Annotated in this window: 17 protein-coding genes; 11 read left to right on the plus strand and 6 right to left on the minus strand. The window is 74.5% G+C overall.

Annotated features, from left to right (window positions below; genetic code table 11):
- The first annotated feature begins 6 nt into the window (after window positions 1-6).
- Genes KLI87_RS24400 through KLI87_RS24420 form a run of 5 tightly spaced genes read left to right on the plus strand, consistent with a single transcriptional unit; the run spans window position 7 to window position 6,306 of the window.
- A complete protein-coding gene (locus tag KLI87_RS24400; protein ID WP_214618835.1) occupies window positions 7-1,725 on the plus strand; it encodes a prenyltransferase/squalene oxidase repeat-containing protein in 1,719 nt (572 codons plus the stop codon).
- Complete coding sequence (locus KLI87_RS24405) at window positions 1,722-2,999, plus strand: NAD(P)/FAD-dependent oxidoreductase (protein ID WP_214618836.1); 1,278 nt, start codon at window positions 1,722-1,724, stop codon at window positions 2,997-2,999. The genes KLI87_RS24400 and KLI87_RS24405 overlap by 4 nt, the downstream gene beginning before the upstream one ends.
- Before the next feature lie 39 nt (window positions 3,000-3,038).
- Window positions 3,039-3,905 carry a TauD/TfdA family dioxygenase gene (locus KLI87_RS24410; protein WP_156215171.1) on the plus strand — a complete coding sequence of 289 codons (867 nt, stop codon included), beginning with the start codon at window positions 3,039-3,041 and terminating at the stop codon, window positions 3,903-3,905.
- The gene (locus KLI87_RS24415; protein WP_156215173.1) at window positions 3,905-4,654 is read left to right on the plus strand and encodes a tryptophan 2,3-dioxygenase family protein; all 750 of its coding nucleotides are present in this window, start codon (window positions 3,905-3,907) and stop codon (window positions 4,652-4,654) included. The genes KLI87_RS24410 and KLI87_RS24415 overlap by 1 nt, the downstream gene beginning before the upstream one ends.
- A 53-nt stretch (window positions 4,655-4,707) precedes the next feature.
- Window positions 4,708-6,306, plus strand: coding sequence for a tryptophan 7-halogenase (locus KLI87_RS24420; RefSeq protein ID WP_308166147.1), 1,599 nt, complete (start codon window positions 4,708-4,710; stop codon window positions 6,304-6,306).
- Between the two features lie 64 nt (window positions 6,307-6,370).
- On the opposite strand, the gene KLI87_RS24425 is transcribed toward KLI87_RS24420, so the two are convergent.
- A complete protein-coding gene (locus KLI87_RS24425) occupies window positions 6,371-7,183 on the minus strand; it encodes a S9 family peptidase (protein WP_214618838.1) in 813 nt (270 codons plus the stop codon).
- On the minus strand, window positions 7,180-8,430 hold the full coding sequence (gene kynU / locus KLI87_RS24430; RefSeq protein ID WP_214618839.1) for a kynureninase: 1,251 nt from the start codon (window positions 8,428-8,430) through the stop codon (window positions 7,180-7,182). Before kynU ends, KLI87_RS24425 begins: the two co-directional genes overlap by 4 nt.
- Window positions 8,431-8,579: 149 nt before the next feature.
- On the opposite strand from kynU, the gene KLI87_RS24435 reads away from it, so the two are divergent.
- From KLI87_RS24435 to KLI87_RS24460, 6 genes are all read left to right on the plus strand, one after another.
- On the plus strand, window positions 8,580-8,840 hold the full coding sequence (locus KLI87_RS24435; protein WP_156215179.1) for a DUF6059 family protein: 261 nt from the start codon (window positions 8,580-8,582) through the stop codon (window positions 8,838-8,840).
- 105 nt (window positions 8,841-8,945) lie between these two features.
- Window positions 8,946-9,707, plus strand: a complete 762-nt coding sequence (locus KLI87_RS24440) for a class I SAM-dependent methyltransferase (protein WP_308166148.1) — start codon at window positions 8,946-8,948, stop codon at window positions 9,705-9,707.
- A 38-nt stretch (window positions 9,708-9,745) separates the two neighbouring features.
- Window positions 9,746-11,245, plus strand: coding sequence for a class I adenylate-forming enzyme family protein (locus tag KLI87_RS24445; protein ID WP_214618840.1), 1,500 nt, complete (start codon window positions 9,746-9,748; stop codon window positions 11,243-11,245).
- An 11-nt stretch (window positions 11,246-11,256) separates the two neighbouring features.
- Window positions 11,257-12,108, plus strand: coding sequence for a flavin reductase (locus KLI87_RS24450; protein WP_214618841.1), 852 nt, complete (start codon window positions 11,257-11,259; stop codon window positions 12,106-12,108).
- Window positions 12,105-13,310 carry a cytochrome P450 gene (locus KLI87_RS24455; protein WP_214618842.1) on the plus strand — a complete coding sequence of 402 codons (1,206 nt, stop codon included), beginning with the start codon at window positions 12,105-12,107 and terminating at the stop codon, window positions 13,308-13,310. Before KLI87_RS24450 ends, KLI87_RS24455 begins: the two co-directional genes overlap by 4 nt.
- 13 nt (window positions 13,311-13,323) lie before the next feature.
- Window positions 13,324-14,169, plus strand: a complete 846-nt coding sequence (locus KLI87_RS24460) for an alpha/beta fold hydrolase (protein ID WP_214618843.1) — start codon at window positions 13,324-13,326, stop codon at window positions 14,167-14,169.
- A 13-nt stretch (window positions 14,170-14,182) separates the two neighbouring features.
- Here KLI87_RS24460 and KLI87_RS24465 read toward each other — a convergent pair whose 3' ends face one another.
- From KLI87_RS24465 to KLI87_RS24480, 4 genes are all read right to left on the minus strand, one after another.
- Window positions 14,183-14,782, minus strand: a complete 600-nt coding sequence (locus KLI87_RS24465; RefSeq protein ID WP_214618844.1) for a TetR/AcrR family transcriptional regulator — start codon at window positions 14,780-14,782, stop codon at window positions 14,183-14,185.
- Window positions 14,783-14,899: 117 nt separating this feature from the next.
- Window positions 14,900-16,354: a serine hydrolase gene (locus KLI87_RS24470; protein ID WP_214618845.1), complete on the minus strand. Its 1,455-nt coding sequence runs from the start codon at window positions 16,352-16,354 to the stop codon at window positions 14,900-14,902.
- A gap of 23 nt (window positions 16,355-16,377) precedes the next feature.
- Window positions 16,378-17,553, minus strand: a complete 1,176-nt coding sequence (locus KLI87_RS24475) for a cytochrome P450 (protein ID WP_214618846.1) — start codon at window positions 17,551-17,553, stop codon at window positions 16,378-16,380.
- 102 nt (window positions 17,554-17,655) lie between these two features.
- The gene (locus KLI87_RS24480) at window positions 17,656-18,441 is read right to left on the minus strand and encodes a hypothetical protein (RefSeq protein ID WP_214618847.1); all 786 of its coding nucleotides are present in this window, start codon (window positions 18,439-18,441) and stop codon (window positions 17,656-17,658) included.
- Window positions 18,442-18,451: the final 10 nt, after the last annotated feature.

Raw genomic sequence — 18,451 nt, forward strand, 5'->3', positions numbered from 1 at the left:
GCCCCCGTGCGCGCATCCCTGAGCAGTCGAGTCGAGCGTTCGGTCGCGCGGGCCGCCGAGGCCCTGTTCGCGGCGCAGCGCCCGGACGGGTCGTGGCCGAACCGGCGGCCCACCGCCGTGCTGGGCACGGCGGGCGCGGTCGTCGCCCTGCACCTCGCCGACCCCGAGCGCTCGCGCGACCTGGTCGAGCGCGGCGCCCGCTGGCTGGTGGAGGCCCAGAACGCCGACGGCGGCTGGGGCGGGGTCGCGCGGGCCCCCACGCAGTTCGTGCCGACCGTGGTCGCGGCGTCGGCCCTGCACCTGCTGGATCCGCGGGGGGCGCGGGAACCGGTGCGGCGGGCGCGGGACCTGCTGGACCGGCGGGGCGGCGTGCGCTCGCTCACCGACCCCGGCATGGCCCACATGGCCGCGACGTTCCTCACGCTCGCGGGCCTCGGGGACATCCAGGGGTCGCGGCGCATCCCGCTCGAACTGCTCATGCTGCCCCGGCGGTTCTGGCGGCCCCGGCTGTCGTTCCGGGTGGCGCCGTTCGTGGCGATGGCGTTCGTCCAGGCCCGCCACGACCCGCCGAAGGGCCTCGCGCGCCTGCTGCACCGGCTGGCCGTGCCCGCCGCGTACCGCGCGCTCGCGGAGGTGGAGCGCGGCGAGAACGACCGCGGCGGCTACGGCGGGGACAACTGGCTGGTCTCGGTGGTGTGCATCGGCCTGAGCCGCGCCGGCGCCCCGGAGGAACTGGTCTCCGCGACCGTCGGCTACCTCCGGTCGAACGTGCACCGGGACGGCTCCTGGCACATCATGCAGGGGCTCGACCTGATCGGCGGCTCCTACGTCGCGCGCGGCCTGGCCGACGCCGGGTTCGCCGCCGACCCCCGGCTGGCCCGCGCGCGGGCGTGGCTGCGCGGATGCCAGCAGGACGAGGCGTTCCCGATCTTCGACGCGCCGCCCGGCGGCTGGGGCTGGGAGGGGCCCCGGGGCTGGCCGAACATCCTCGACAGCGCCAACGTGCTGTCCGCCCTCGTGGCGGCGGGCGGGGAGGGTGACGGGGAGGAGAGCCTGCGGCGCGGGCTGCGCTGGCTGGAGTCGCGGCAGGACCGCGCGGGCTCGTGGGGGACCTTCGTCCCCGACACGACGCTCGCGAACGACGGCCCCTGCCCCTATGTCACCGCGCAGTCCGTGGAGGTGCTCTTCGACGGCGGCGTCCCGCGACAGGACCCGAGGATCGTGAAGGCGCTGGAATGGCTGCTCGCCGCCCAGCGCGCCGACGGCGCCTACGAGGCGCTCTGGTACCGCGGCCTCACCCCGGGGACGTCCATGGCGCTCGTCGCGTTCGGCCGCGCCGGGCTCACCGGCCACCCGGCCGCGACGCGCGCCCGCGAGGCCCTGCTGGACGCCCAGCTCGCGGACGGGTCGTGGGGCCCCGGCGAGACCGGCGTCCCCGGCGACGACGCCTCGGCGGGGACCGTCGAGGAGACCGCGTGGGCCCTGCGGGGCCTGCTCGCCTGCGGCGTCCCGGCGGACGACCCCCGGCTCCGGCGCGCGGCCGAGTGGATCGTCGCCGCCCAGCGCGGCGACGGCCTGTGGGAACCGAGCCCGGTCTGCATGCACATCCGCGACCTCGCCTACTACGTGGACGGTCTGATCGTGAACGGCCTCGCCCTCAAGGCGCTCGGGAGCTACCGGGACGCGGCGGCGGGCAGCCCGCTCGAAGAACAGGGGGCGCCATGACGGCGCGGCACCCGGACGCCGACGTCGTGATCTGCGGATCGGGCGTCGCGGGCCTGGCGGCGGCCAACGCGCTCGGCGGGCTCGGGCTGGAGGTGATCCTGCTCGACAAGAAGCGCAGCCAGCCGCCGATCGCGAAGGGCGAGGTGCTCCAGCCCGGCTCGCTGGACATCCTGGAGGGCTGGGACGTGCTGCGCGTCCTGGAGGCCAGGGGGGCGGCCCGCATCGACCGGCTCGTCGCCCGCGAACCGGACGGCGCCGAACTGCTGGCCATGGACTTCGGGGCGCTCGGCGGCGCGCGGCCGTGGATGCTCTCCCACTACTACACGACGATCCTGGACTGCCTCGGGGAGTCGCTCGGTCGGACGGTGCGGTGGCGGCGCGGCGTCCTGGTGGACGACGTCGTCCGGGACCCCGCCGGGCGCGTCACCGGGGTGCGGACCACCGAGGATGGCGCCGCGCGGGAGATCGGCGCGCGGCTCGTCGTGGCGGCGGACGGCATGTCCTCGCGGCTGCGCAGGCTGTCGGGGATCACGGCGGAGCCGCTCGCCTACGACCACCGGCTGCTGACCTTCGAGCTGCCGTGCGCGCCGCCGGTCCCCGACGAGGTGTCCGCCTACGTGACCGGGCGCGGACTGGTCATGGTCTACGCGCTGCCCGAGGGGGCGACGCGCCTCTACGTCCAGGTGGCGGCCGACGAGCTGCGCGGGATGGGGGCCGACCGGCTGCGGGAGTGGGTCGCCGGTCTCGTCGGCCAGGTGCCCGCGCTCGGCCCGCTCGCGCCCGCGATGCTCGACGGCCTGGACCGCCGCCAGCTCCTGAAGGTCTGGCGGTACGTGGTGCCGTCGCTGGTGCGGCCGGGCATCGCGCTGATCGGCGAGGCCGCGCACAGCGTCCACCCGCTGGCCGCGCAGGGGATGAACACCGCCATCGGCGACGCGCACGCGCTCGCCGCCCGGCTCTCCGGCGTCGACGTCGAGGACGGCGCGGCGGTGGACGCCGCGCTGCGCGGCTACGAGGACGGGCGGATGCGCAGGATCGGCGACGTCCACGCGATGAGCCACAACGCCGCGCGCATGATGACCTCCACCTCGCGCGGCGGCCGGCTGCTCGGCCGGAGGCTGCTGCACAGCACGGCGAGGAGCGCGCGGCTCCGCTACCTGACGACCTACAACATGTCGGGCCTCGGCATGCGCCGGCTCGGGACGCTGGACCGGCTCTTCCAGCTCGGCGTCCTGCCCGACCGCCGGGGAGCGCCCTCGCTCGCGCCGGAGTGAACCACGGATGCACCGACGACAGAACGGAAGTGTTGCGAGATGGCGGAGTCAGCCACGACGGCGTTCGACGTCCGGCCGCTGTCGGGCGCGCTGGGCGCCGAGATCCACGGCGTGCGGCTCGCGGAGATCACCGATACGGAGTTCGCGGAGCTGCGCCGCCTGCTGCTGAGATATCTGGTGGTCTTCATCCGGGACCAGCACGACTGGCCGCCCGAGTCGCGCGTCGCGTTCGGCCGCCGGTTCGGGGAGCTGGAGGTCCACCCCTACCTGCCGCACCTGGAGGGCCACCCGGAGATCCAGATCATCGACTCCGAGCAGGACGGCAAGATCCCCATCTGGCACACCGACATGACCTACTCCCCGAACCCGCCGATCGGGTCCGTCCTGCAGATCGTGCGCAGCCCCGGGACGGGCGGCGACACGATGTGGTCGAACCAGTACCTGGCCTACGAGGCGCTGTCGGCGCCGCTGCGCGGGCTGCTCGACGGCCTCACCGCGATCCACGCCATCCACATCCCGGGGCTGGACAGCAGGGCGGAGCACCCCGTCGTCCGCGTGCATCCGGAGACCGGCCGGCGGTCGCTGTTCGTCAACCGGGCCCACACCTCGCACATCGCGCAGCTCAGCCGCAACGAGAGCGACGCGCTCCTCCAGTTCCTCTACGAGTTCTCCACCGCGCCGGAGTTCACCTGCCGCCACCGGTGGCGGGACGGGGACGTGGCGATCTGGGACAACCGGGCCACGCAGCACTACGCCGTCGACGACTACGCCGAGCGCCGGACGGGCCTGCGCGTCGTCGTCCTCGGCGACAGCCCGAGCGGCGACCCGCCCCGGTGGGACCACTTCCAGCCCCGGCCGGGCGAGCGCTACGCGCCCTTCCGCGTGAACGCGAAGGAGCCCTACTGATGGCGCGGGCGCCGGCGGAGCCGGCGTCCCCGGAACCCCGCTACGGGGACTTCCTGCGGCTGGACACGCTGCTGTCCCTGCAACGGGAGTCGGAGAAGGCGCACGACGCGCACTTCTTCTTCACCGTGCACCAGGTGTACGAGCTGCAATTCAAGATCATCCTCTATGAGCTGGACGCGGCCGTCGCGGCGGTGGCGGCCGACGACGTCCCGCGCGCGGTGTACTGCCTGCGGCGCGTCCGCGCGGTGGAGGAGATCCTCGTCGCGCAGGTCGCCACGCTGGAGACGATCAGCCCGGGGGGCTTCGCGGTGCTGCGCGGGACGCTGGCGAGCTCCAGCGGCCTCCAGTCGGTCCAGTTCCGCGAGATCGAGTTCCGCTCCGGGCTGAAGGACCCCGGCTATCTGGCCACGACCCGCATGTCGGGGCCCGAGCGGGCCCGGCTGGAACGCCGGCTGAGCGAGCCGTCCCTGGGGGACGAGTTCCGGTGGCTGCGCCTGCGGCGGGGCGATCCCGACCTGGTGGAGCTGTACCGCGCGGAGGTGCCCGGCGACGGGCTGGTCGCGCTGGCCGAGGCGATGATCGAGCACGACGAGGGCTTCGGGCTCTGGCGGTCCCGGCACGTCCCCATGGTGGAGCGCCTCATCGGGCGGCGGCGCGGCACCGGCGGCTCCGCCGGGGTGGACTATCTGCACGCCACCACCGCCAAGCGCTTCTACCCCGAGCTGTGGGAACTGCGGGCGCGGGTATGACCCGGCGCTTCACCGATCCGCCGAAGAGAGAACACGGAGAAGGGCAGAGAACTGTGAGCACCCTGGACAACCGCATCAAGAAAATCGTCATTCTCGGCGGCGGGACGGCGGGTTGGATGGCCGCGTCCTATCTGGGCAAGGCATTACAGGGAACCGTGGACATCACGGTCCTGGAGGCGCCGTCCATTCCGCGCATCGGCGTCGGCGAGGCGACCGTCCCGAACCTCCAGCGGGCGTTCTTCGACTACCTCGGCATCCCCGAGGACGAGTGGATGCGCGAATGCGACGCCGCCTTCAAGATCGCGGTGAAGTTCGTCAACTGGCGCACCCCCGGCGAGGGCCAGAGCACCCCGCGCGACCTCGACGGCCGCCCCGACCAGTTCCACCACCCGTTCGGCCTGCTGCCCGACGAGGACCAGGTCCCGCTGTCGCACTACTGGTTCCAGCGCCGCCACGCCGGGCGGACCGACGAGCCCTTCGACTACGCCTGCATGGCGGAACCGGCCATGATGGACGCCAAGCGCGGCCCCCGGTGGCTGGACGGCCGCCGCGCCACCCGGTACGCGTGGCACTTCGACGCCCAGCGCGTCGCCGACTTCCTCTGCCGCTTCGCCACCAAGAAGCAGGGCGTCGAGCACGTCCAGGACACGATGGAGGAGGCGCTGCTGGACGAGCGCGGCTACATCACCGGCCTGCGCACCGCGAGCGGCAGGGTCCTGGAGGGCGACCTGTTCGTGGACTGCTCGGGGTTCCGCGGCCTGCTCATCAACAAGGCCATGGGCGAGCCGTTCGTGGACATGGGCGACCACCTGCTGTGCGACCGGGCGGTGGCCACGGCGATCCCGCACGACGACGCGAGCCTCGGGGTCGAGCCGTACACCTCGTCCATCGCGATGAGCTCCGGCTGGACCTGGAAGATCCCGATGCTGACCCGGTTCGGGACCGGCTATGTGTACTCCAGCCAGTTCACCACCCAGGACCAGGCGACCGAGGAGTTCAGCCGGATGTGGGGCCTGGACCCCGAGAAGCAGGACTTCAACCAGGTCCGGTTCCGCGTCGGCCGCAACCGCCGCGCGTGGGTGCGGAACTGCGTCAGCGTCGGGCTGGCCTCCTGCTTCGTCGAGCCGCTGGAGTCCACCGGCATCTACTTCACCTACGCCGCGCTGTACTGGCTGGCCAAGCTCATCCCGAACGGCGACTTCGACCCCGTCCTGGTGGACCGCTTCAACCGCGAGATCCAGGTGATGTTCGACGACACGCGCGACTTCCTCCAGGCTCACTTCTACTGCTCGCCGCGCGTCGACACCGAGTTCTGGAAGGCCAACAAGGAGCTGAAGCTGTCCGACTCCATCCAGGAGAAGATGGCGCTCTACAAGGCCGGGCTCGCGATCAACCAGCCGGTCACGGGCGAGAGCGACTACTACGGCAACTTCGAGGCGGAGTTCCGCAACTTCTGGACCAACGGAAGCTACTACTGCATCTTCGCCGGGATGGGCTACCTGCCCGACCGGCCGCTCCCGGCGCTGGCCTACAAGCCCGAGTCGGTGCGCGCGGCCGAGCCGCTGTTCGAGGAGGTCAAGCGCCGCCAGCGGGAGTACGCCGAGACGCTGCCCAGCAACTACGAGCTGCTGCGGGCCATCCACGGCCGCTGACGCGGCGCCGGTTCCTCGGACGGGTGCGGCGGACCCGTCCGGGGAGCCGGCCGGGCGCGAGCGCCTACCGGCGGGGCGGCAGGAGCCGGGCCAGCTCCTCGGCGATCCGCGTCCAGGCCGCCGTGCCCGGGGTGATCACGTCCATGTGGTCGGCGTCCGGCAGGGTGAGCAGCGTCGCCGCGCGGCCCGCCGCCTCGGCGTACGCCTCGCTCAGCCCGATCGGCACGTCCTCGTCGGCGGTGCCGTGCACCACCAGCTGCGGCACGTCGATCGGGGCCAGCGCCGCCGGGTCGGCCCACCGGTAGACCTCGGGCACCTCGTCCGGGCCGCCGCCGAGCAGCGTGCGCACCGCGTCGTCGCTCAGACCCAGCCGCGCGGCCGCCGCCAGGTCGCACACGCCCGCGAGCGAGACGACCGCGGCGGGGGAGAGGCGTCCTGGCCCGGCCGCCCGGTGCGCCGCCCACAGCGCCAGATGCCCCCCGGCCGAGTGGCCGACCAGGGCCACGCGGGCGGGATCGACCGCCCCGCCGCCGAGACCGGCCACCGCGTCCAGCGCGGCGGAGACGTCGTCGAAGGTGCCGGGCCGGCCGCCGCCCGGCATGTCCATCCGCCGGTACTCGATGTTCCATACGGCGTAGCCGCGGGCGTTGAGGTCGGCGGCCATCAGGCGCATCAGGTCGAGCCGGTAGCGCGCGCGCCAGTAGCCGCCGTGGATCAGGACCGCGGCCGCCCCGTCGCCCCCGGGCCAGTACTCGCCGAACTGCTCCGGCGAGGGCCCGTACGGGACGGTCCGGTACGCGCCCTCCGGCGCGCTCGTCAGCCGGGCCAGCCGGGCGGGGTAGGGCTCCGGCGCTCCGCCGTCGCTCGTGGTCGTCACGTCAGCCCCTTCGGATCGTCCGGGAAGTCCCGGTACCGGCCGGACGCCGCGACCTCGCGCAGCCGCGACAGCCCCTCGTGCACGTCGATGTGGCGGGTGTACAGCGGCGGGAAGCCGAGTCTGAGCCGCTCGGGTGCACGATAGTCCGGGACCACCCCGGCCGCCTTCGCCGCCTGGCACACCGGCCAGGCGGACGGGTGGCGCAGGGTGAGGTGGGCGCCGCGGCGCCGCCCGTCGCGGGGCGAGGCCGCCCGGAACCCGAGCGGCGCCAGCCACGCGTCGGCCAGCCGCAGCGCGTACCCGGTCAGGCTCCGCGCCTTGGCGGCGACGGCCTCGATCCCGGCCTCGGCGGTCAGGCGCGCCCCCTCCAGCGCCGCGTACCCGGTCAGCACCGGGGGAGTGCCGACGAGGAAGCGCTCGATCGCGGGCACCGGGCGGTAGTCCGGGCCCATCGCGAACTGGTCGCTCTGCCCGAACCAGCCCCAGATCGGCTGCTCCAGCCGCGGCTGGAGGTCCCGCCGCACGTACAGGAACGCGGGCGAGCCCGGACCGCCGTTCAGGTACTTGTAGGTGCAGCCGACCGCGAGGTCCGCGCCGGCGGCGGACAGGCCGACCGGGACGGCCCCGGCGGAGTGGCACAGGTCCCACAGCACCAGCGCGCCGTGCCGGTGCGCCGCCGCCGTCACGGCGGCCAGGTCGGCCACCGCGCCGGAGCGGTAGGCCACGTGGGACAGGCACACCAGGGCGACCCGGGCGTCCAGCGCGGCCTCCACGTCCTCCGGCCGCACGCCGTCGTCGAGGCCGGGGCTGATCCGCCGCACCTTGAGCCCGCGCGCCGCCGCGACGCCGTCCAGGATGTACCGGTCGGTGGGGAAGTTGTCGTCGTCGGTGACGATCACGTCGCGTCCCGGCCGGGCGTCCAGCGCCGCGACGGCCAGCTTGTACAGGTTGACGCCGGTCGAGTCGGACAGCACGACCTCGCCCGGCTCCGCGCCGACGATCCGCGCGACGAGGTCGCCCGCCTCGCGGCCGACCGGCAGCCACCGCCGCCAGCCGTCGATCAGCTCCTCACCCCACTCGTCGGCGACCGCGCGCAGCCGGTCGCGGGTGGCGCGCGGCAGCCGGCCCAGCGAGTTGCCGTCCAGATAGACAATGGCGGGATCGGCGATGACGAACCTGTCCCGGAAAGCGGCCAGCGAATCGGCCGCGTCTAATCGCCCGGCCTCTTCCACATACGGATCGGTCATCGCCTCACAATACGGCCCGCCGTGCGCACGCAAAACCCCTAGCGCGTGGAACGCGATTTGGAAAGCCCTCACTCTTCAGGGTATTCGCGGCCGCCGCCGTCGGGCAACGTGGCTGATCGGTGGAATCGCAGGACGAACGGAGAGTCGCGATGGACTTACGCAGGATGGGACGCCGGCTGCTGCATGAGTTCAACTACGCGATGGCGCTGAACTGCATGACGATGGGCTTTCCTTTCGACATGGTGCTCTATCTGCGCCAGGAGCGGGACGACTTCATCGGCGAGGGCCGGGCGGAGGAGGCGCCGCCGGTCCAGCCGCCTCCGGACGGCCATCCCGAGCGCCTCGTTCCCTACGCCGCGCTGAGTCCTTCGGAACGCGAGTTCTGGTCCCATCTGGACCACCGGACGTGAACTCCATTGACGAGTGGGCAGGCGCCCATTTAGAGTGGGCATATGCCCACTAATCCTTCCGCACGCGTCCCGCTCTCCGAGAAAGAGCTCCATCGACACAGGCAGGTGGCCGAGGCGTTCGGGTCGGACCCCGCGCGCTACGACCGCACCCGGCCCAGCTACCCCGGGGCCCTGGTGGACCGGATCGTCGCGGGCCGCGCCGGGCTCGACATCGTCGACGTCGGCTGCGGCACCGGCATCTCCGGCCGCCTCTTCCAGGCGGCCGGGTGCGCGGTGCTCGGGGTCGAGCCGGACGCGCGGATGGCGGAGTTCGCCCGGAGCCGCGGGCTGGAGGCCGAGGTGGCGGCGTTCGAGGACTGGGAGCCGTCCGGCCGGGCCTTCGACGCGGTCGTCTCCGGCCAGAGCTGGCACTGGCTCGACCCGGCCGCCGGGGCGGCGAAGGCCGCGCGGGTGCTGCGGCCCGGCGGGCGGCTGGCGGTGTTCTGGAACGCCGAGACGCCGCCGCCCGACCTGCTGCGGGCCTTCGGCGAGGTCTACCGGCGGGTGCTGCCCGACTCGCTCGTCGCCCGCCAGTGGACGGCGACGGCCATGGACGGCTACGCGATGCTGTGCGCCAAGGCCGCCGGCGGGATGCGGGAGGCCGGCGCGTTCGGCGAGCCGGAGGAGTGGCGGTTCGCGTGGGAGAAGACCTACACCCGCGACGAGTGGGTGGACCAGCTGCCGACCCACGGCGACCACGGCCAGTACCCGGTGGCCGAGGTGGAGGAGGTGCAGGCGGGCATCGGCGCGGCCGTCGACGCGGCGGGCGGCGCCTTCACCATGCGCTACACCACGATCGCGATGAGCGCGGTGCGGGCGTCCGCCTGACGGCCCGGACCAGGAGGGAGACCACCACGATGGCCTGGATGGCGCAGTTATCGGAGCGGGGCCGACAGCGCCACGGTGAGCGCGTCGCGGTCGTCGACGGCGACCGGCGCGTCACCTATGCGGAGCTGGACCGCCGGACCGACGGCCTGGCCGCCGCGTTCCACGCGATGGGCGTCGGACGCGGCCACCGGGTCGCGGTCCTCTCGCACAACCGCCTTGAGGTGCTGGAGACCTACTTCGCGCTCGGCAAGCTCGGGGCGGCGGCGGTCCCCGTCCACTACGGCGCCGTGCCGGACGAGGTGGCCGCGATCGCTGGCGGGTGCGAGACCTCGGTCATCGCGGGCGAGGAGGAGCTGCTGGGAAGGCTCGCCCACCCGCCCGGCCGCGCCGTGCTCGCGTTCGAGGGCGACCGGTACCGGGAGGCCGCCGCGAGCGGGGAGCGGCCGCCCCCGCGCGACGTCCCCGACGACGAGCTGATGTTCATCCTGCACACCTCGGCGACGACGGGCCGCCCGAAGGGCGTCTGCGTCGACCACCGGTCGCTGCGGTCGGTGGCGACGGGGTACCTGGCCGACGTCGAACCCGGCCGCGGCGTCGTGTTCCTCCAGTGCGGCCCCCTGTCGCACGGGGCGATGGTGCTGCCGCTCGCCTACATGGCGACCGGCGCGACCGTCGTCCTCATGCGCATGTTCAGCCCGCCCGAATGCCTCGCCACGATCCGCCGGACGGAGGCGACGCACCTGTTCCTGGTGCCGGAGATGCTGCGCTTCATCCTGCAGGCGGCGAAGCGCTCGCCGGTGGACCTGCCCAGCCTGCGGGAGGTCATCTACGCGGCGGCGCCGATGCCGCGCCCGCTGCTCCTGGAGGCGCACGCGGCGCTCGGATGCGGGTTCCGCCAGGTCTACGGCATCACCGAGGGCGGGGGACCGGTGGCGACCCTCGCCCCGTCCGAGCACGACTACGCGCCGGGAGAGCCCGCGGGCGCGGGCGCCTCGGTCGGCCGGGCGATCATGGGCACGGTCGTGGAGCGCCGCGACGGCGGCGAGCTGTGGGTGCGCGGCCCGGGCCGGATGCGCGGGTACTGGAACGACCCCGCCGCCACCGAGGAGGCCGTGCGCGACGGCTGGGTGCGCACGGGCGACCTCGGCACGGTGGACGAGCACGGCTACGTCCACCTCGCCGGGCGGGTGAAGGACGTGATCAACCGCGGCGGGCAGAAGGTCTTCCCGGCGGAGGTCGAGCGCGTGCTGCTCGGCCACCCCGGGGTGCGCGAGGCGTGCGTCGTCGGCGTCCCGAGCGAGGAGTGGGGCGAGCTGCCGTTCGCCTACGTCGTCGCCCCCGACGGCGCCGCTGCCGCCGAGGAGTTCGTCGCCTCGCTCAAGGACCTGGTCCGCGAGCGGCTCGCCCGGTACAAGCGCCCGGTCGGATTCGAGGTCGTCGGGGAGCTGCCGCGCAACCCCGCGGGCAAGGTGACCCGGCGGCACCTTCGCACGCAAGCGGCGCGCCGCGCCGCCGAGCCCGCCGGCCCCCGCTCGTGACAGGAGGATCCATGAGCACGAAAGGCGCCGAACTCGACCACGTCCTCGACCGCCTTCGAGCGCTGCTGCGGGAGGTCTGGGACGAGCATCCCGCCGACCTCCCGGTGGACGGCGACGCGACGCTGCTGAGCCTCGGCGTCGACTCGCTGACGCTGGTGTCGCTGCTCGACCGGGTGGAGGCGGAGTTCCACACCGCGTGGGACCCCGACGACCCGCCCGGCGCCTACAGCTCGCTGCGCTCCATCGCGGTCGCGGCCTCGCCCGCCGCACCGCCCGCGGCACCGCCCGCCATGCCGCCCGCCATGCCGCCCGCCATGCCGCCCACCGGGCCGCCGCTCGCGTCCGGGCTCGCCGCGTCCGGGCGCCGCCATGTCGCGGTCGAGGACTACCGGTCGCTGATGAGCTCGTTCCCGACCGGCGTCGCGGTCGTGACCGGCGTCGGCGCGGACATGCTGCCGCGCGGCGCCACCTGCTCCGCGCTGTGCAGCGTCACGCTCGCGCCGCCGACCCTGCTGGTGTGCCTGAAGACCGGGAGCACCACGCTGGAGGCGATCGCGGCGCGGCGGAGCTTCGCGGTCAACCTGCTGAACGCCGGGGCCCGCCGGACCGCCGAGGTCTTCGCCTCCCCGGTGGCCGACCGGTTCGCCCACGTCGGCTGGCGTCCGACGGGGGCGGAGGGGCTGCCGTGGCTGGAGCGCGACACCCTCGCCGTGGCCGAGTGCGCGGTGGTCGGGACGTTAGCCGTCGGCGACCACACGGCGGTGCTCGGCGAGGTCGTCGGCGCCGAGATCCTGCCCGGCGAACCGCTGCTGTACGGGATGCGCCGGTTCGCGGCGTGGACGGCGGGAGGGCGGGCGCGATGACCACCACCGAGCGCGGGACCGGGCTGGCCGACCAGGCCGGCGACGCCGCGGCGGTGCTCTCCTGGTTCCGGCGGATGCGGGAGAGCGAGCCCGTCAGCCACGACGCGGAGGCGGGCGTCTGGCACGTCTTCCGCCACGCCGACGTCGAGCGGGTCCTGGACGACGCGCGCACCTTCTCCTCCGACTTCAGCCCGCTCATGCCCGCCCAGGAGGACGTCGACCGCTTCATCAAGGGCAACATCCTGCGGAAGGACCCGCCCCAGCACCGCAAGCTGCGCACGCTGGTGAGCAAGGCGTTCACCCCGCGCGTGGTCGCCCGGCTCGAACCGCGCGTCGCCGCCATCACCGACGAGCTGCTGGACGCGATGGGCGGCGCGGAGCGGATCGAGCTGGTCGCGGACCTCGCCTATCCGCTGCCGGTGACCGTCATCGCCGAACTCCTCGGCATCCCGGCCGGGGACCGCCCGACGTTCGGCCGCTGGGCCGACTCCCTGGTGGCGCCGGAGAGCCAGACGGGCTTCATCCCGAACGCCGAGCGCACCCAGGCCATGGCGGTGGTCATGCGCGAGATGAACGCCTACTGCCTGGAGCACATCCGGAGCCGCCGGGCCCGGCCGCGGGACGACCTGACCAGCGCGCTCGTGGCCGCCGAGGTGGACGGCGAGCGCCTGGAGGACGAGGAGATCGTCGGGTTCGTCGGGCTGCTGCTGCTCGCGGGCCACATCACGACCACGGCGCTGCTGGGCAACGTCGTCCAGACCCTGGACGAGCACCCCGGGGCCGCCGCCGCGCTGCGCGCGGACCCCTCCGGGCTGCCCGCCGCGATCGAGGAGGTGCTGCGCCTCCGCACGCCGCTCGCGCCGAGCATGCGCCGGACCACCGCCGACGTCCGGTTCGGCGAGCACGCCATCCCGGCGGGCACGATCGTCCTGGCGTGGCTGGCCTCGGCCAACCGGGACGAGCGGCGCTTCGCCGACCCGGACCGCTTCGTCCCCGGCCGCGAGCACAACGCGCACCTGAGCTTCGGGCACGGGATCCACTTCTGCCTGGGCGCGCCGCTCGCCCGGCTGGAGGTCCGGATCGCCGTGGCGAGGATGCTCGCCCGGTGGAGCGAGATGTCGGTCGGCGAGGGGGCCGAGTTCCACGACGCCCGGGGGATCTCCGGCGCCCGGCGGCTGCCGCTCCACGTCCGCTGGGTCTGAGAGGAGACCTGCCATGGCGAACGACGAACCGCGGTCCCGGTACCTGGAGGTGCCGGGCGCGCGGCTGTACCACGAGGTCCGCGGGTCCGGCCCGCTGCTCGTGCTCACCGGCGTGCCCATGGGCACCGGGGGCTTCGCGCAGATCGCGCCGCTGCTCGCGGACGCCTTCACCGTCGTCACCCACGACCCGCGCGGTACGTTCCGCAGCACCGTCGAGGACCCGTCGCGGGAGACCTCGGTCGAGGTGCTGGCCGACGACCTGCGGCGGCTGCTGTCCTCCCTCGGCGACGGGTCGGCGCACGTGTTCGGCAACAGCGGCGGGGCCGTCACCGGGCTCGCGCTGGTCGCCCGCCACCCCGGCCTGGTGCGCGCGTTCGTCGCCCACGAGCCGCCGCTGCCCGCGCTCCTCCCCGACGGGGAGCGGCTGCGCGCGGCGATCGGCGAGGTGTGCGACGCCTACGAGAGCGAGGGCCGGGCGGCGGCGCTGAAGAGGTACGCCGCCGTCACCGGCATCGAGCGCTTCTCCCAGCCGCCCCGGGCCCGCCGGGCGGCGTCCCATCCCGAGGCGTTCACGCCGCCGACCGACACGCGGGCGATCCTCGACCGGTTCTTCCGGCACCTGCTGCGGCCCGTCGCGTCCTACCGCCCCGACCTCGCGGCCCTGCGGGCCTCCGCCACCCGCGTCGTGGTGGCGGGCGGGAGCACGTCGCGCGGGCAGCTCGCCCACCGGGCCTCGGTCGCGCTCGCCGCCGGGCTCGGCGCCGACGTGGTCGACTTCCCCGGAGGCCACACCGGCTTCCAGGAGGAGCCCCGGGAGTTCGCCCAAGTCCTGACCCGCTCGCTCACCGCGCCGGTGTGACGGGCCCCGAGGATCAGCGGGACGCGTCCCGGACGGAGTCGCCGAGCGTCGTGGTGACCAGCCGGTGGACGGCGGCGGGCTCGGGCGGCGCGCTGCCCCGGTCGGCGAACAGCAGGTGCCCGGCCCCGATCAGCGTGAACGCCAGGGTCTCGACGTCGGCCTCGGGGGCGAGGCGCCCGAGCTCGCGCTCCGCGGTGAGGTAGTCGCCGAACATCGTGGCCGCCTCGGTGAGCACCGGGACCCCGGCGGGCCAGGTGTCGCGCAGCCGGTCCCGCAGCTCGTCGCGGAAGGTGACGAGCGCGACGACCGCGACCGCGACCGATCCGTAGAGCGCCGTCAGCGCCTGGCTGAGGTTGCCCGCGATCGTGCCGGTTCCGGCGGCGTCGCGCAGGGCGGCGGTCTGGGCGTCCATCCGCTGGACGCGGTCCAGCACGAACTCGGCGAGGAAGGCGTCGAAGTTGGCGAAGTGCCGGTGCAGGACGCCCTTGGCGACGCCCGCCTCCGCGGTGAGGGCCCGGCTGGTCAGGGCGTTCGGCCCGTCCCGCAGGAGCACGCGCTCGGCCGCGCTGAACAGCTGCTCGCGTGCGTCGCGGATGGCGGTCCCGGTAGGCACCCGCGCCCCTCCCTCGCTCGCCCGGCTCGGCCCGGCCCACGAGTGGCCGGGCGCCCGCTTTCACGGGCGCCCGGTCATGATACCTCCGAGCTGGGGACGGGCGGAGGGGGCGGCGGGTTAGGGACGCCTGTCCAACCAGAAACGGACCGGCGCGGGCTCCTCGAAGTTCTTGGCCCCCCACTGCTTGCGCGCGAGCTTGCGGAACACCCCTCCGACCGGGCACTCCCCGGAGAGGAACGCGTCGATGCGCCCGGCGCGCGCCGCGGCCTGCATGTCCAGGTAGCCCTCGACGAACCGGTCCTCGTCGAAGGGCGCGGCGGCGGACCCCCCGACGGCCCGCGACCCCTCGGCCATCCGGGCGATCCGGCCCCGGTCCAGGTCGGCGCCCATGAGGCCCGCGAACCTGTCGGCGGCGACCAGGCCCATGACGTAGGAGCCCCACTCGGCCCGGGTGGCGTGGGCGCGCGCGTCGACCGCCCCGCGGAGGACCCAGTCCGCGATCTCGAAGGCGAGGATGCCGAAGGCGTACTGCTCGGGCGGGTTGAAGACGTCCCGCTGGTCCGCGAGGTTCGTGCACACCGTGACGCAGAACGGCTCGGGGGCGTTCGGGTAGGCGAGCGAGACCGCCCACCAGCCGAACGCGTAGTGGCCCACCGCGCGGACGCAGTGGTCGGCCGCGTCCGGCTCCCCGGCGAGGTGGACGCCGAACCCGACGCGGAGGCCGCCGCGGGCGCTGGTCCGGGGCGCCAGCACCGTCTCGGAGACCTCGCCGCGCAGCCGGCCGCCCGGACCGGTGAGCGCCAGCATCAGCGCCGTGAAGTCGGCGGGGGTCGTCACCGCCCCGACGGAGTGGTAGGTCCCGCACTCGTGCCAGGGCAGGGGGACGGCGCGGTCCCCGAACACCATGTGGCCCGTGGTGCAGCGGGCCCGCACCTCGTCCCAGTTCGGGCTGTCCGGCCAGGCGGTGTCGCGCATGCCGAGCGGATCCAGGATCTCGGCCTTCACATACCGGCCCAGCGGGACACCGGTCACGGCCTCGGCCGCCAGGGCGGCCACCTGGTACATGAACGAGGAGGAGCGCCACTCGCCGGTGCCGGCCGGGCCGGCGAAGCGCGGCGCGCCCGTGCCGTACTCGCGGACCACGCCGCGCTTCAACTCGCGCTCGATGTAGCCCATCGCCGGTTCGTGGTGCTCGACCCAGTCGTATCCGTCGGTGGCGGCGCCCGTGAGCATGGCCAGCGCCCCGGTCAGCGTCACCGTGCCGCCGTGCGGGTTGGCGACCGGGAACGGCAGGTGCCGGTCGATGGGGGCGTCGAGGTCGAGGTCGCCCGCGCGGGCGAGGTTCGCGATCGCGGCGGCGACCAGGACCTTCCCGAGGCTGCCGACCCGCATGGTGTGCGCGGCGGTCACCGGGGCGCCGGTCCCCACGTCGGCCACGCCGAACGGCAGGGTGAGCGGGGCCCGGCCGGCGAACCCGATGGTGACGAGGGCGCCGGGCGCGCCGGTGGTCTCCAGCACGGCGGGGGCGATCCGCTCGACGCCCTCCCGCAGCGCGCTCGACGTCAGGCTCATGGGAGCTCCTCTCGGTCCCCGGCCTACCAGGCGACGGGGATGGACTCGGGGATGGCGGCGAACGAGGCCCGGCGCACGGTCAGCTCCCCGGCCGGCACCGTCAGCTCCATCTCGGGGAAGCGCCGGGTCAGCTCGGTCAGGGCGGTCTGCAACTCCAGCCGCGCCAGCGGCGCCCCGATGCAGTACCGCAGGCCGAACCCGAAGGAGAGATGGGGGTTGTTCTCGCGGGTGACGTCGAACCGGTCGGGATCGTCGAAGACGGTCTCGTCGTGGGCCGCCGCGTACATGTCGAGCATCACCAGCTCGCCGCGCCCGACGGCGGCCCCGGCGATCTCCAGGTCCGCGCGCGCGTAGCGGATGTCGGGAGGGAGCAGGCGGCTGACGACCCGCAGGCTCTCCTCCGCCGCCGCCGGGGCGAGGCCCGGGTCGTCCCGGAGCGCCCGCCACTGGTCCCGGGAGTCCAGCAGCAGCGTCGTGCCGACGCAGAGCGCCGCCGCCGTGGTCTCGTACCCGGCGAACAGCACGCCCATCGCGAGCTGGGCGATCTCGTCGTCGGTGAGCGACCCGTCCGCGCCGAGCCGGGAGACCACGTCCTCGCCCGGGTCCGTCCGCTTGCGGGCCACCAGCTCGCGGCCGTAGGCGTTGAGGCTCGCCAGGCCGCTCGCGGACCGCTCCCGGTCGCTCGCGTCGCTGATCGCCGTCGTCCACCCGTCCAGGGCCGCCCTGTCCTCCGCCGGGACGCCCAGCAGGTCGCCGATCACCTCGCGCGGCAGCGCCAGCGCCAGGGACCGGGCCAGATCCGCCGGGGGGCCCTGCTTCGCCAGCAGGTCCAGCAGGTCGCCGGTCAGCGCCTCCACGCGCGGGCGCATCGCCTGCACGTGCCGCGGCGAGAAGAACGGCTGGAGGCGCGAGCGCATCGTCGACACCCACGCCTGCTCGGTCTCGTAGTCGCCGCGCGGCCCGTCGAGCAGCACCGACTCGCCGCTGCGCGGGGCGTTGTCGGGGTCGGGGTGGCTGCGGCCGAGCCGCGCGTCGCCGAGCAGCCCCCTGATCTCGTGATAGCCGGTCACCAGCCACGCGGGGGCGCCCACGGCGGTGGTGACCCGGTGCACCGGGGCCCGTTTCTGGAGCTCGCGGAGGTTGCGCTGCGGGCGCGCCGGATGCGGCAGGTCGAGCGGAAGCTGGATCTGGTCGGTCATGCCGGAGCACCTCTTCCTGTGATCACAGGAACCCACTCTCCCGGACCTCGACCACCCCGAAAATCCTGATTTACCAGGGGTTTCCCGGCCGCGGCGGGTGTGTTAGGCGTCGTCCCCCTCGCGCAGGACGCGCAGGGTCTCGGCCTGCTCGACGGTGACGCCGCGCTCGCGCTGCTCGACCGCCTCCCGGGCGGTCAGCCCCGCGCCGATCCAGGACGCCGCCTCCTCGAACGGGATGCCCGCCCGCCACCACTCGCGCGCCACGGCCATCGGGCTCAGCCCCCGCTGGATGAACCGGCGGGCCTCCGCCGGGCGCAGCCCCAGGTCCTTCCAGGTCCGGGCGGTCGCGGCGTCGATGTCGCAGCGCACCCAGGCGATCGCCTCGTCGTCCACCCACTCGGCCTGGAGGTAGGTGTACATGGTGACGCCGGTCGCGCCGCTCGCCCGCTTGATGAACCGGTCGGTCTCCTGCTGCGCCTCGGAGGCGTTGAACGACATCAGGTCGAGGAACGCGTCGGGGGAGCGGCCCTCCTGGTCCCCGGCCGCCCTCGGCTCGCGTCCGCAGCTCACCTCGTACGCCTGCTCCGGGGTGTGGCCCTGCGCGCGGTAGGCGATCGCGGACTCCAGGTCCAGCCCGAACTCGTGCCAGCCGATCGCCTCCGCCGCCGGGATCCCCGCCGCCCGCCACCCGGCGACGGTCGCCGGGGTGACACGGGCCGTCTCCCACTGGGCGGCGGTCAGCGGGGAGGTCACCCGGGCGGCGCGCCAGGTCGCGGCCCGGCGCGGGCCGATGCGCCAGCCCCACCACGCCCGCGCCTCCTCGGCCGAGAAGCCCAGGGCGGTGTAGACCGCAGGGTCGAACCCGTCGGAGCCGCCGTGCTCTGCCATCACTGTGCCC

Source organism: Actinomadura sp. NEAU-AAG7 (genome assembly GCF_018603865.1).
GTDB lineage: Bacteria > Actinomycetota > Actinomycetes > Streptosporangiales > Streptosporangiaceae > Spirillospora > Spirillospora litoris.

What these genes read in the sequence shown, in the direction of transcription:
- KLI87_RS24475 (WP_214618846.1), bottom strand. Translation starts at nt 17,553, where the DNA reads ATGACCGACCAGATCCAGCTTCCGCTCGACCTGCCGCATCCGGCGCGC.
- KLI87_RS24480 (WP_214618847.1), bottom strand. Translation starts at nt 18,441, where the DNA reads ATGGCAGAGCACGGCGGCTCCGACGGGTTCGACCCTGCGGTCTACACC.
- KLI87_RS24450 (WP_214618841.1), top strand. Translation starts at nt 11,257, where the DNA reads ATGAGCACGAAAGGCGCCGAACTCGACCACGTCCTCGACCGCCTTCGA.
- kynU (WP_214618839.1), bottom strand. Translation starts at nt 8,430, where the DNA reads ATGACCGATCCGTATGTGGAAGAGGCCGGGCGATTAGACGCGGCCGAT.
- KLI87_RS24445 (WP_214618840.1), top strand. Translation starts at nt 9,746, where the DNA reads ATGGCGCAGTTATCGGAGCGGGGCCGACAGCGCCACGGTGAGCGCGTC.
- KLI87_RS24470 (WP_214618845.1), bottom strand. Translation starts at nt 16,354, where the DNA reads ATGAGCCTGACGTCGAGCGCGCTGCGGGAGGGCGTCGAGCGGATCGCC.
- KLI87_RS24435 (WP_156215179.1), top strand. Translation starts at nt 8,580, where the DNA reads ATGGACTTACGCAGGATGGGACGCCGGCTGCTGCATGAGTTCAACTAC.
- KLI87_RS24410 (WP_156215171.1), top strand. Translation starts at nt 3,039, where the DNA reads ATGGCGGAGTCAGCCACGACGGCGTTCGACGTCCGGCCGCTGTCGGGC.
- KLI87_RS24405 (WP_214618836.1), top strand. Translation starts at nt 1,722, where the DNA reads ATGACGGCGCGGCACCCGGACGCCGACGTCGTGATCTGCGGATCGGGC.
- KLI87_RS24460 (WP_214618843.1), top strand. Translation starts at nt 13,324, where the DNA reads ATGGCGAACGACGAACCGCGGTCCCGGTACCTGGAGGTGCCGGGCGCG.
- KLI87_RS24415 (WP_156215173.1), top strand. Translation starts at nt 3,905, where the DNA reads ATGGCGCGGGCGCCGGCGGAGCCGGCGTCCCCGGAACCCCGCTACGGG.
- KLI87_RS24455 (WP_214618842.1), top strand. Translation starts at nt 12,105, where the DNA reads ATGACCACCACCGAGCGCGGGACCGGGCTGGCCGACCAGGCCGGCGAC.